An 11,839-nucleotide genomic window follows, 5' to 3' on the forward strand; every position below is an offset into this window, starting at 1 on the left:
TGAATACTACAACCATTTTTTAAGCGTCTACTTCTTCCTTGATCCAGTCGTAACCTTTTTCTTCTAATTCGTGCGCTAATTCAGGACCTCCAGATTTTACAATACGACCATTATATAAAACGTGAACAAAATCAGGCTTTATATAATCTAGTAGACGTTGATAATGTGTAATTAAAACTACAGCATTGTCCTTAGATTTTAATTTGTTTACACCATTAGCAACAATACGTAAGGCATCGATATCTAAACCAGAATCAGTCTCATCTAAGATCGCTAATTTTGGTTCCAACATTGCCATTTGAAAAATCTCGTTACGCTTCTTTTCTCCTCCTGAAAAACCTACGTTTAAAGAACGTGATAAGAATTTACGGTCTATTTCTAGCATTTCAGACTTCTCACGAATCATTTTAAGCATATCTTTTGCAGGCATGTCTGCTAAGCCTTTTGCTTTTCGTGTAGAATTAATTGCTGTTTTTATAAAATTTGTTACAGAAACACCAGGAATTTCTACAGGATATTGAAATGATAAGAAAATACCTTTGTGTGCGCGGTCTTCTGCAGCTAAGTCTTCTAAATCTTCTCCATTTAAAAGAATTTCTCCTTTTTCTACTTCATATTCTTCTTTTCCAGCGATAACAGATGCTAAAGTACTTTTTCCAGAACCATTTGGTCCCATGATTGCATGTACTTCTCCGGCTTTTACCTCAAGATTAATACCTCTTAAAATCGATTTGTCTTCAACACTTGCGTGTAAATCTTTTATTTGTAACATAGTTTTATTTTCCAATTTTAATCACCTCATTTTTTACAGAAGGTTCTTTTACGCTAATAATTTCTTTAATGTCAATATTAAAAGGCCAACCTTCTTCGCCTTCTGCTTTAGGTATAATTTTTCCACGAACTTGAACAAGAACACCATCGGTGTCTTCTGTTCTATATGGTTTTCCCATAGTATGTAATTCGTGCATTTTTTCGTTTAATACAACACCATAAATAGCACTGTTTCCTACTTGTAAAACGGCTGCATCTGCATAGTATGAGAATTCACCACTTAAGGTTGTTAATCCATCTTTTGCTTGAGTTCTGTCTACGCCATCGGCATCAACAGTTGCATCGTTATAACCATCTTTAACTCCTTTTTTAAAGTCTTCACAAGAAGAGAAGCTAATAATAAGTACTAATAGTAAGATTGCTTTTTTCATGATCATTTTCTGTTTAAGCAGAAATGTTTTAATTAAACTTCAATTTATATTGCTTTCAGTTTTATAACTTCCATTGTCATGGAAATTAAGTTTATCCTACAGATCCTTCAAGGCTAATTTCTAATAATTTTTGTGCTTCTACAGCAAATTCCATTGGTAACTTATTTAGTACATCTTTACTAAAACCATTAACAATTAATGCAATTGCTTTTTCTGTATCTATACCACGTTGATTACAATAGAAAATTTGGTCTTCACCAATTTTACTCGTTGTAGCTTCGTGCTCAATCATTGCAGATTTGTTTTTGGCTTCTATGTATGGGAAAGTGTGTGCTCCACATTCGTTACCCATTAATAAACTATCACATTGCGAGAAGTTACGCGCGTTTTCTGCACGAGCACTAACATGTACTAAACCTCTGTATGAGTTTTGCGATTTTCCTGCCGAAATACCTTTAGAAATAATAGTCGATTTGGTGTTTTTTCCCAAATGAATCATTTTAGTTCCAGTATCTGCTTGTTGGTGATTATTTGTTACTGCAATAGAATAAAATTCTCCTACTGAGTTGTCTCCTTTTAAAATACAAGAAGGATATTTCCAAGTTACTGCAGATCCTGTTTCTACTTGTGTCCAAGAGATTTTAGCGTTTTTCTCGCATAAACCACGTTTAGTAACAAAGTTATAAACACCACCTAATCCTTCAGCATTTCCTGGATACCAGTTTTGTACTGTAGAATATTTTATTTCTGCATCGTCAAGAGCAATAAGCTCTACAACTGCTGCATGCAATTGGTTTTCATCTCTACTTGGAGCTGTACAACCTTCTAGGTAAGAAACATAACTGCCTTCGTCTGCAACCAATAATGTGCGTTCAAATTGTCCTGTTCCACCTTGGTTAATTCTAAAATATGTAGATAATTCCATTGGGCATTTTACGCCTTTTGGGATGTAACAAAAAGAACCATCACTAAATACCGCAGAATTTAAAGCGGCATAAAAGTTATCTGTAGTTGGTACAATAGTACCAATGTATTTTCTAACGAGTTCTGGATGTTCTTGTATTGCTTCAGAAATTGGCATAAAAATAATACCTTTTTCTGCTAATGTTTTCTTGAATGTAGTAGCTACAGAAACAGAATCGACAACAATATCCATTGCTACGTTATTCATTTTCTTTTGCTCGTCTACAGAAATTCCTAGCTTTTTATACATTGCTAATAAATCTGGATCTACATCGTCTAATGTTTTATTAGGATCTACTGCAACAGGTGCAGAGTAATAAGCAATGGCTTGAAAATCTGGCTTAGTATAATTTACATTAGCCCAATCTGGCTCTTCCATAGCTTTCCAAACTTTAAAAGCTTCTAGTCTCCACTCCGTCATCCATTCTGGCTCTTCCTTTTTCTTAGAAATAGCACGAACAATATCTTCGTTTAAACCAATAGGAAATGTTTCAGATTCTATATCTGTAAAAAAACCATATTCGTATTCTTTGGTTTTTAGTTCTTCTCTTAAATCGTCTTCAGTATATTTCGACATAATGCGTTCGTTCAATTTTTTATAGTGAGAATGATTCTCCGCAACCACAAGTTCGGTTAGCGTTTGGATTATTAAATACGAAACCAGTTCCGTTTAATCCACCAGAATATTCTAAAGTTGTACCAATAAGGTATAAAAAACTCTTTTTGTCGACTATAATTTTTACATCATTATCTTCAAAAACTTTATCGTCATCTTCTTTGGCTTTATCAAACTTTAAATCGTAAGATAAACCAGAGCAGCCACCACTCTTAACACCAACGCGGACGTAATCTACTGTTGGATTAAATCCATCGTCAGTCATTAATTCAACGACTTTCTTTTTAGCTGTATCAGAAACTTTTATCATATTCTTATATAGAGTTTATCTAAATAGGTTGCAAAGATACAATATTGGTCTGTTTTTTCCATAAGACCTAACATTATATTAGCATATGGTTTAATAGTAAAATACTATGTAATGTTTTCTTCGGAAGGGCTTACTCCTGAAAGTCAGGATTTGTGAGAAATGAAGGGTCTGATAATGTTAGTAGAAAAGCTTTTAAATCTGCTTTGTCTTGAGCTGAAAGATTAACACCGCCTTGGGTAACTTTTTTCATTAAAGGATCTACTGTAGACGATGTTTGTAAGCCTGTGCTGTAAAACTCTATTACCTCATCGATGGTATTAAATCTACCGTCGTGCATGTATGGAGCAGTGTAAGCTAAATTTCTTAATGATGGACTTTTAAACTTTCCGTTATCGTTTGTGTCTCCTGTTACACCGCCTAAACCAAGGTCTGTGAAATTAGAGTCTAATCCGTTATTATGAAAAATATTGTCTGTCCACAATGGATTATTTGGGTTGCCATGGCAATGGAAGCAGTCGCCTTTGGTTTCATCTAAAAAAACATTTAAACCATTTTCTTCTTGAGCCGTAAGTGTTGCTTGACCTAAAGAATAGCGGTCGAATTTTGAGTTTGCAGAGATTAATGTACGTTCAAATTGTGCAATAGCCTTTGTAGTTAATTCTTTTGTAATTGTAGTTGTTTTAAATGCTAGGCGAAATAGTTCTGGATATTCGGGATCCGATTGTAGTTTGTTAACCACATCATCCCATTCACTATGCATTTCTATTGGGTTTTGTACAGGTTCTAAAGCTTGGCGCTCGATACTTAATTCTTTGCCATCCCAAGCAAAACGTTCGCCATAGTTCCATGCTAAATTAAATAATGGCATAGAGTTTCTTGAACCAAAAGTGCCGTCTATACCAACACTGGTAGGAGTGATGTCGGTAAAAGCATTTTGTGGAGAATGGCAACTTGCGCAGGCCATTGTTTCGTTTCCAGAAAGTTTTTTGTCGAAAAACAATTTTTTACCTAAAGCAACACCTTGAACAGTTTGTGGATTGTTATTTGGTATTACTGGTGGAATTATATTTTGTGAAAATATTTGTGGAATAGATAGTGGCATTGGAGTAGGTTCATAAACTTCTATTTCGTCTTTTGTACAAGCCGAAATAGAAATTATAAGTAGTATGTATATGAACCAATTTTTCATTTTATTGTGTAATTGTTCCTAAGCTAAAAACATTTTGTCCATTTTCATTCATTTTTAATTGTGCTTGAAAATTAGGCATTAACATATTATTCCATTGTGTTAAATCCCATTGGTATGTGTTTTTAAACCATTCGGCAATATTCATTTTTATTTCAAAACTAGTATCGTTAATTATTACAACAGGACCTAAGTCTACATTTATAGCTGTTTCTTGTATTGTAGGTGGAGTTGTGCTACCATCGGCAGCTCTAATTGTGTGGTATGCATAACCAGTTTCTGGTGTTGTACTATTTGTAAACTTACCTTCTAATTGCATATAATGGTAACCGCCAACACTTCCTAACATTGGTGTGTTTGGTACAGCCCAAGATTCAGAATTTAAATCTAAATAAGCGCCATCAACATTGTCTTCTGCATCAAAACCAAAAGTAAAAGAAACATTTGTATAAGTTCCTGTAGGTATTTTTGTTTCTGGAGTAAAAGATAAATTGTTGTTATTGGTAACATCAACCAAATTATAAATATCTAAAACAATATCTTCTTCACCTTCGCGAGAAAAAGTAATATCAGATATTAAATATCGTAGTTTTTCTATGCTAAGCATTTCTCCATTAGCATTGGTGTATTGAACAGTATTAAAATCTGAATTTGTTACTGCAGTATCATCCCAATTATGTGTGAAGTTAAATGTTGTTTCTACTTCTGTTTTTGCAACTAAATTATCATCTAAATCTTCTCCACATGATGTTAAAGTGATAGCAGTAAAAACTAATAAGGCAAAAATTCTTTTCATTGTTTTTTATTTTAATCAATATTGATTATCAGTAAATCTGAGAATCCTTTGTTTTCTGTAATATCTATATCGTTGCTGTAAGTGTCTCCTACCACGACTATTTTTTTATTATTTAATTCTGTGATTGCGTAGGCAAAATCTATGTTTGTTCCACCAATAGATGTTTCCCATTCTATAGCACCAGTGCTATTTATTTTTATAGCCCAAGCATCGTTTTGACCTTTGTTTTTTGAAACATCAACATCATTACTTCTAGAGCTTCCAGCAATTAAAAAACCACCATCTTGAGTTGCTGTAATGTCTCTTGCGGCATCAAAATTTGTACCTCCTAAGGTTTTTTCCCAAAGCAATTCGCCTAAAGGAGAAATTTTAATTAGCCAAATATCTGCGGCTCCAATATTATTAGAAATATCGACATCGTTACTTCTAGTGTCTCCCGCAATTAAAAAGTTTCCGTCTCCAGATTTTACAATCGACCAAGCTTCGTCTATTTCGTCTCCTCCAAAAGATTTTTCCCAAATAATTGCGCCCGTTTCCGAGATTTTAACCGCCCAGAAATCGTAAGATCCAATGTTGCTAGAAATATCGGTATCCATACTGTCTGTTCCTCCAACCAATATGTAGCCGTTATCATCAGTTTGCACTACACCTGCTGGAGTGTCTGTTAATAACCCACCATAATATTTACTCCATTCTGTATTTCCAGAAGCATCTAGTTTTATTGCCCAATAATCTCCACCGGCATGTTTGTTACTAGATCTTGAGGTGTCGCCTTGTCCATTAGAGCCTGTAACATCTAAAACACCAGTTACTAAATAGCCAGTATCGTTAGTTTGAATTACAGATATACCATAATCTGCACCTTGGTATCCAAAAGATTTTTGCCAAGTAATATTACCAGAAGCATCTAGTTTTGCTAGCCAATAATCGTTTTGTCCACTATTATTAGAAACATCACCATCGTTACTAAAAGTTGATCCTAAAACAGCATATCCACCATCTATGGTTTGTATAATGTCTTGTCCTTTATCATCTCCAGTACCGCCATAGGTTTTATTCCATTGTATTTCGTTTTCTTCATTAAGCTTTAAAACCCAGAAATTAAAACTTTCGTTTTGCTTGTCTGTGATGTCTCCATCCATACTTTGGGTGAAACCAATAACGGCATAGCCACCATCGTTAGTACTTACAATTTCTTGAGCGCTGTCGTTTTTAGAACCACCGTAAGTTTTTACAGATGATACCAGTCCAGAAGGTGAAATAGTATTACTTTCAATATTGTCGTCATCGATTTTACAACTTATTACAATTGCAAAAACAAAAAAATAGAGTAACAAAGCGCTTTTGCTTTTCATTTAAATAGTGTTAATTACTTTTTCTAACCACAAATAAGCCACCTTCAATATCGCTAATAATAATATTTCCACTAGCAAAATAAGGGTAAACACTCCACACACCATTAAAATTAGCACTGTTACTAGACGGGAATGTATCGAAAAAAGCAGTTTCTGTCATTGCATTAGTTGCTGAAGAAATATTTGAAATATCTAATATTCTTAATCCAGCTCTATAATTAGCTAAGTAGTATTCATTTCCTTTTACATAACCATTGTGATCGATTGCTGCAGTTGGCCCAAAATAAGATGAAGATAAAGAAGGATTGTCTAAATCTGTAAAATCGAAAACCAAAGTTTTAGTATTAAAACCAAAGCTCTGTTCGTCTACCTCATCACCTAAAATAAAATAAGCTTGGTCTTCTGTAAACCAACCTTGATGTGCGTATGCTGTTTGTGGATATGTAAATTCGCTAATTGGTACTACATCATTTTTATCTGTAACATCTAGAATTACAACTTTATCTGTATTACCATTACTTCCAACGTAAATTTGTCTTCCAGTATAATCTGTATCTGGACCATTGTATGTAACTACTTGTGCATCATGAGAGTATCCTCCAGCAGTATAATCGCCTAAAAATGTTGGGTTAATTGGGTTCGTAATATCAACAAATACTGGTCCTCCACCATTTGTAGAGTTACAACCTACCAAATAGGCTACACCTTCATTTTCATTTATTACAATGTTATGGCAGCTTCCAACTCCTGTATATATAGCATCAGCAGTAAAAGTTTCTGGTGCATTTGTTACGTTTCTTAATCTCGTTAAATCGAAAACTTGCATACCATGCGCTCCTACATTATCGGCAACAATAAAAGCATGATTATTATAGACTTTAACATCTCTCCAAGCATTTGATCCTGCATTAGAATTTAATCTTCCTAAAAATAGTGGATTTGTAGCATCTGTAACGTCCACAAAAGCCGTAGCGTTTGATAGAGCAATAATAGCATACTCGCTATTGTTTGTTGGGTCTGTCCATCCCCAAATATCACTTCCTTCACTATTTGCGCTACCTCCTAAAGTTTGTAAATCAATTACAGATAATAAATCTATTCCATTACATGGGTAGTCTCCAGCCATTCCATTTTCGCATGGAAAAAGAGCGTTGAAGTCACAGATATCGCCAATACCGTCTCCATCTGTATCTGCTTGATCAGGATTTGCTGTTAAAGGACAGTTATCTATGATATCATCAATACCATCGTTATCATTATCTGCATCACAAGCGTTACCAATTCCATCTTGATCTGTATCTAATTGATCTGAATTAGAAATAGATGAACAGTTATCAACATCATCAGGAATACCATCTTCATCTTCATCTTGTTCACAAGCATCACCAATACCATCTCCATCTGTGTCTGTTTGGTCAGGATTTGAGAAAAATGGACAGTTATCTAAAGCATCAATAATACCATCTTGATCGCCATCTGGGTCACAAACATCGCCAACACCATTACCATCTAAGTCTGCTTGATCTGCATTTGCTATTTCTAAACAGTTATCTGTTGCATCAGGAACACCATCTCCATCTGTGTCTGCAGCAGGAGTATTGTTTGTGGTTTCATTAGAGCAATTATTAAAAGTAAATGCCATTATTAAGCAAAATAGTAGAAGTGAAGTACTCTTTTTTATGATTTTCATTTTTAATAATTTTATTTTAGGGCTTATTTGTTTTTAGCACTAATAGGTGATTAGTTTCAAAACCAAAACTAAGAAAAAAAACGATAAAACGCTGATTTGTAACGTTAAAAAGGCATTGTGTTGGTTTTGCCTTATTTAGCTTTATATAAACGGATTAATAACCTGTGTATTGTTAAAATCTGCTTACTATTATATAAACAATTAAAAGTTAATTTGTATTAATTATTAATTCATCTTCTTATTTTTGCAATATGATAGAAGATAAAAATCAAGCACGTACACCATTAAGTGAATTAGGTGAATTTGGACTAATAGATCATCTTACAAAGCAATTTGAGATAAAGCACGAATCTACTATAACTAGTATTGGAGATGATGCAGCTGTTTTAAATTTTGAAAACAAGCAAATTGTAGTAACTACAGATATGCTTGTTGAAGGTGTTCATTTCGATTTAAGTTATGTGCCTTTAAAACACTTAGGTTATAAGGCAGTGATTGTAAACCTATCTGATGTTTATGCCATGAACGCCAAAGCAACCCAGGTAACAATATCTATAGCTGTTTCTAACCGTTTTCCTTTAGAAGCGTTAGAGGCTATATATGAAGGGATTACTTTAGCATCAAAAATATATAATGTAGATGTTGTTGGTGGAGATACAACATCTTCAACTTCTGGATTAATAATTTCTGTAACTGCTATTGGCGAAGTTAATGCCGAAGATGTAGTATATAGAAAAGGAGCAAAACCAAATGATTTATTAGTTGTTACTGGTGATTTAGGAGGCGCTTATATGGGACTTCAAATTTTAGAACGTGAAAAGGAAGTGTTTAAAGTAAACCCACAGAATCAACCAGATCTGGATGCTTACACTTATGTAATGGAGCGCCAATTAAAGCCTGAAGCAAGGCAAGATATTGTTAAGTTACTTAAAGATTTAGACGTAAAGCCAACATCTATGATTGATGTTAGCGATGGTTTGTCTTCAGAGATTTTACACATTTGTAAAGCAAGTGGTGTAGGATGCGATTTATATGAAGATAAAATTCCTTTAGATCCTCAAGTAATTTCAACTTGCGAAGAATTTAACATAGACAGTACAACAGTAGCATTAAATGGAGGTGAAGATTATGAGCTGTTGATGACAGTTTCTCAAGAAGATTTTCCTAAAATTAAAGCAAATCCTAATTTAACAGTTATTGGTTTTATAACCGAAGAAAATGCAGGTGCAAATCTAGTTACAAGAGCAGAAACTAAAATACCTATTACAGCTCAAGGCTGGAAAAACTTCTCTAGTTAAGAGGTCATTTTATAAGCAATAAGCAATTCTTCTCTACGAAGTTTTGCTTTTTTTTTGTTGTGTATTTTAGATAAAATAGAGTTTATCTCTTTGTATTTTGGAGTAAGTTCAACTAAATGTCCTTTGCTATTTGTAGTTAGCTGCTTATTGCATTTACGACATTTATATTCTTTTACGTAATAAGTAACACTTCTAGAAACTTCGTATTTATGGCCTAATAGTCTGCAAAACATAGATTGGTTGTTAGTTTATACTCTTAATGTTGATTTTTAAGAAGTTAAATATAAACAAAAACTACAGACGCTCGTTGAAACGTTATCTTTTTTCGACGAAATGCATAATTTTTTTGATTAAAGCATTTTCATTTTCTATATGACTCATGTGTCCTTCAGAAAAAACATGCGTTTCAATAGCGTGTTTATTAGTGAATATAAGCATGTTTTCAGTATTTAAAATCGTGTCTTTTTCACCTAATAAAACAATTTTTTTAAAGGAAGCGTTAGCAAAGAAACTAGAAGCGTCTTCACGTAATCGCATGCCTTCATTCGCTGCCATGTAACCTTGAACTGGTGTTTTTAAAGCCGTTTTTAAAGCAGAATTGTAAGCTACAGCATTGGTAATCTTACTTTCGGCACTGAATAAATTTGCAAAACTCATGCGTACCATGTTTTCGTAATTGGTTTGTACCATTTTATTGGCACGAGCTCTTAATTGTTTACGTTCCTTATCATCTTCTTCGTATGTGGAATTCAATAAACATAAACCTTTAATGCTTTCTGGAAATAATTTAGCAAAGGCTAAAGCAACATAGCCACCCATAGAATGACCAATAAAAATATATTTTCTAAGTTTTAAATGTTTTAAAACAGCAGAAACAGCTTCAGCCATATCTTCCATTGTGTGGACGTAGCCTAAACAACCTGTTTTTCCATGTCCTAAAAGGTCTATAGCAATAACTCTGTTCTTTTTAATAAGTTCTGGTGTTATATTATTCCACATAGAATTGTCTTCTAGAAAGCCATGTAACAATACAATTACTTGTCCTTTACCAGAATCTGAATAAAAAATGGGAACACCTTTATAATCTAAAATCATTTTTTAAAGTATATTGGTCAAAGATAATTTTATGCAATGAATAATAATAAAACAATATTAATAATTGGCTTCGCTATTTTCGCAAGCTATTTTGGAGCAGGAAATTTAATATTACCACCACAATTGGGTTTCAATTCTGGGCCAGATTGGTGGCTTGTAACACTTGGTTTTATTGCTTCAGCTATAGTAATACCACTTTTAGCTTTGTTTGGCCATGCAAGATTACAAGGTACAATGTTAGACTTTGGTAAAAAGGTATCACCATTGTTTAGTTTAATATATTGCTTAAGTGTATACATTATTGCTATAACGCTACCAATACCAAGAACAGCAGCAGTAACACATGAAATGGCAATTCAGCCTTTTTTCGATACATCGTCCTTATTAACAAGTTCTATTTATTTTGGTATTGCTTTTATCTTTATTATGAAAAGAGATCGCATACTTAGTATTTTAGGAAAATTCCTTACACCTTTAATTGTTTTAATTCTTTTGGCTATAATAGGAATCGGACTTTTCTCTTCTCCAGAAAGTATGAATCCTTCAGTTTTAGAATCTCCAGCTTTAATAGCAGGATTGCTTGAAGGTTACCAAACTTATGATGCACTTGGAGGTGTAGTAATAGGCGGAGTAGTAATAATATCTCTTAATTTAGAAGGAGGCGTTTCCTTTGAAGACAAAAAAGCAATCATTGCAAAATCAGGATTAGTAGCAGCCATTGGGTTATTTATAATATATACAGGAATGATAGCTGTTGGAGCATTACATAATACAGAGTTTGATGCTTCAATTTCTAGACCAGAATTACTAACAGGCTTAAGTATTAAAACCTTAGGAAACATTGGTAATGTGTTTTTAAGTGTATTAATCGCTTTAGCTTGTTTTACAACAGCAACTTCAGTAATTGTGGGTACAGCAGATTTTTTCAAAGGCCTTTTTAAAAACTCACAAACAGTGTATACTGTAACAGCAGTTATTTCGTGTTTACTAGGTGTGTTTGTTGGACAGTTTGATGTGAGTTATATTATAGTTGTAGCTGTACCAGCGTTAATGTTTATTTATCCAATTACTATTGTATTGATACTTTTAAATGTAATGCCAGAAAAATATGCATCGTCTGCAGTTTTTAAAGGTGTTGCATTGGTAACTGTTTTATTTAGTATTCCAGATTTCTTAGGATTTTTATTACCAGAAGGCAATTTAACAGGTGTTAAATCCTTTATTCCGTTGGCAAATCAAAATTTAGGATGGTTAATACCGGCAATAATTATATTTATAGTGTTAAATATTAAAAATTTTACGACTAATAAAACTATTAGCGCGTAAAC

12 protein-coding genes are annotated in these 11,839 nt (G+C 33.4%); 2 read left to right on the forward strand and 10 right to left on the reverse strand.

Annotated elements, in window-relative coordinates:
• Window positions 1-19 precede the first annotated feature (19 nt).
• From sufC to Q0935_RS06065, 8 genes are all read right to left on the reverse strand, one after another.
• On the reverse strand, window positions 20-772 hold the full coding sequence (gene sufC / locus Q0935_RS06030) for a Fe-S cluster assembly ATPase SufC (RefSeq protein WP_299383339.1): 753 nt from the start codon (window positions 770-772) through the stop codon (window positions 20-22).
• A gap of 4 nt (window positions 773-776) precedes the next feature.
• A complete protein-coding gene (locus Q0935_RS06035; RefSeq protein WP_299383343.1) occupies window positions 777-1,202 on the reverse strand; it encodes a hypothetical protein in 426 nt (141 codons plus the stop codon).
• Between the two features lie 91 nt (window positions 1,203-1,293).
• Window positions 1,294-2,742: a Fe-S cluster assembly protein SufB gene (gene sufB / locus Q0935_RS06040; RefSeq protein ID WP_299383346.1), complete on the reverse strand. Its 1,449-nt coding sequence runs from the start codon at window positions 2,740-2,742 to the stop codon at window positions 1,294-1,296.
• A 19-nt stretch (window positions 2,743-2,761) separates the two neighbouring features.
• Window positions 2,762-3,091 carry an iron-sulfur cluster assembly accessory protein gene (locus tag Q0935_RS06045; RefSeq protein ID WP_299383349.1) on the reverse strand — a complete coding sequence of 110 codons (330 nt, stop codon included), beginning with the start codon at window positions 3,089-3,091 and terminating at the stop codon, window positions 2,762-2,764.
• Window positions 3,092-3,221: 130 nt separating this feature from the next.
• On the reverse strand, window positions 3,222-4,280 hold the full coding sequence (locus tag Q0935_RS06050; RefSeq protein WP_299383351.1) for a cytochrome c peroxidase: 1,059 nt from the start codon (window positions 4,278-4,280) through the stop codon (window positions 3,222-3,224).
• 1 nt (window position 4,281) lies between these two features.
• The gene (locus Q0935_RS06055; protein ID WP_299383354.1) at window positions 4,282-5,073 is read right to left on the reverse strand and encodes an MbnP family protein; all 792 of its coding nucleotides are present in this window, start codon (window positions 5,071-5,073) and stop codon (window positions 4,282-4,284) included.
• Between the two features lie 11 nt (window positions 5,074-5,084).
• Window positions 5,085-6,428, reverse strand: coding sequence for a hypothetical protein (locus tag Q0935_RS06060; RefSeq protein ID WP_299383358.1), 1,344 nt, complete (start codon window positions 6,426-6,428; stop codon window positions 5,085-5,087).
• 10 nt (window positions 6,429-6,438) lie between these two features.
• Complete coding sequence (locus Q0935_RS06065; protein ID WP_299383361.1) at window positions 6,439-8,118, reverse strand: choice-of-anchor B family protein; 1,680 nt, start codon at window positions 8,116-8,118, stop codon at window positions 6,439-6,441.
• Window positions 8,119-8,369: 251 nt separating this feature from the next.
• Here Q0935_RS06065 and thiL point away from each other — a divergent pair, with 251 nt between their 5' ends.
• On the forward strand, window positions 8,370-9,416 hold the full coding sequence (thiL, locus tag Q0935_RS06070) for a thiamine-phosphate kinase (protein ID WP_299250223.1): 1,047 nt from the start codon (window positions 8,370-8,372) through the stop codon (window positions 9,414-9,416).
• Here thiL and Q0935_RS06075 read toward each other — a convergent pair.
• Complete coding sequence (locus Q0935_RS06075) at window positions 9,413-9,649, reverse strand: hypothetical protein (RefSeq protein ID WP_299250221.1); 237 nt, start codon at window positions 9,647-9,649, stop codon at window positions 9,413-9,415. The two genes, thiL and Q0935_RS06075, sit on opposite strands and share 4 nt — an antisense overlap.
• An 82-nt stretch (window positions 9,650-9,731) precedes the next feature.
• Window positions 9,732-10,511, reverse strand: a complete 780-nt coding sequence (locus Q0935_RS06080; protein WP_299383367.1) for an alpha/beta hydrolase — start codon at window positions 10,509-10,511, stop codon at window positions 9,732-9,734.
• Window positions 10,512-10,547: 36 nt separating this feature from the next.
• Here Q0935_RS06080 and Q0935_RS06085 point away from each other — a divergent pair, with 36 nt between their 5' ends.
• Window positions 10,548-11,837: a branched-chain amino acid transport system II carrier protein gene (locus tag Q0935_RS06085; protein WP_299383370.1), complete on the forward strand. Its 1,290-nt coding sequence runs from the start codon at window positions 10,548-10,550 to the stop codon at window positions 11,835-11,837.
• Window positions 11,838-11,839: the final 2 nt, after the last annotated feature.

The organism is uncultured Lacinutrix sp. (genome assembly GCF_947500605.1).
Classification (GTDB): Bacteria; Bacteroidota; Bacteroidia; order Flavobacteriales; family Flavobacteriaceae; genus Lacinutrix.

Excerpts from the sequence above, each read along its gene's own strand:
- sufC (WP_299383339.1), bottom strand. The coding sequence starts at position 772 with ATGTTACAAATAAAAGATTTACACGCAAGTGTTGAAGACAAATCGATT.
- Q0935_RS06035 (WP_299383343.1), bottom strand. The coding sequence starts at position 1,202 with ATGAAAAAAGCAATCTTACTATTAGTACTTATTATTAGCTTCTCTTCT.
- sufB (WP_299383346.1), bottom strand. The coding sequence starts at position 2,742 with ATGTCGAAATATACTGAAGACGATTTAAGAGAAGAACTAAAAACCAAA.
- Q0935_RS06045 (WP_299383349.1), bottom strand. The coding sequence starts at position 3,091 with ATGATAAAAGTTTCTGATACAGCTAAAAAGAAAGTCGTTGAATTAATG.
- Q0935_RS06050 (WP_299383351.1), bottom strand. The coding sequence starts at position 4,280 with ATGAAAAATTGGTTCATATACATACTACTTATAATTTCTATTTCGGCT.
- Q0935_RS06055 (WP_299383354.1), bottom strand. The coding sequence starts at position 5,073 with ATGAAAAGAATTTTTGCCTTATTAGTTTTTACTGCTATCACTTTAACA.
- Q0935_RS06060 (WP_299383358.1), bottom strand. The coding sequence starts at position 6,428 with ATGAAAAGCAAAAGCGCTTTGTTACTCTATTTTTTTGTTTTTGCAATT.
- Q0935_RS06065 (WP_299383361.1), bottom strand. The coding sequence starts at position 8,118 with ATGAAAATCATAAAAAAGAGTACTTCACTTCTACTATTTTGCTTAATA.
- thiL (WP_299250223.1), top strand. The coding sequence starts at position 8,370 with ATGATAGAAGATAAAAATCAAGCACGTACACCATTAAGTGAATTAGGT.
- Q0935_RS06075 (WP_299250221.1), bottom strand. The coding sequence starts at position 9,649 with ATGTTTTGCAGACTATTAGGCCATAAATACGAAGTTTCTAGAAGTGTT.
- Q0935_RS06080 (WP_299383367.1), bottom strand. The coding sequence starts at position 10,511 with ATGATTTTAGATTATAAAGGTGTTCCCATTTTTTATTCAGATTCTGGT.
- Q0935_RS06085 (WP_299383370.1), top strand. The coding sequence starts at position 10,548 with ATGAATAATAATAAAACAATATTAATAATTGGCTTCGCTATTTTCGCA.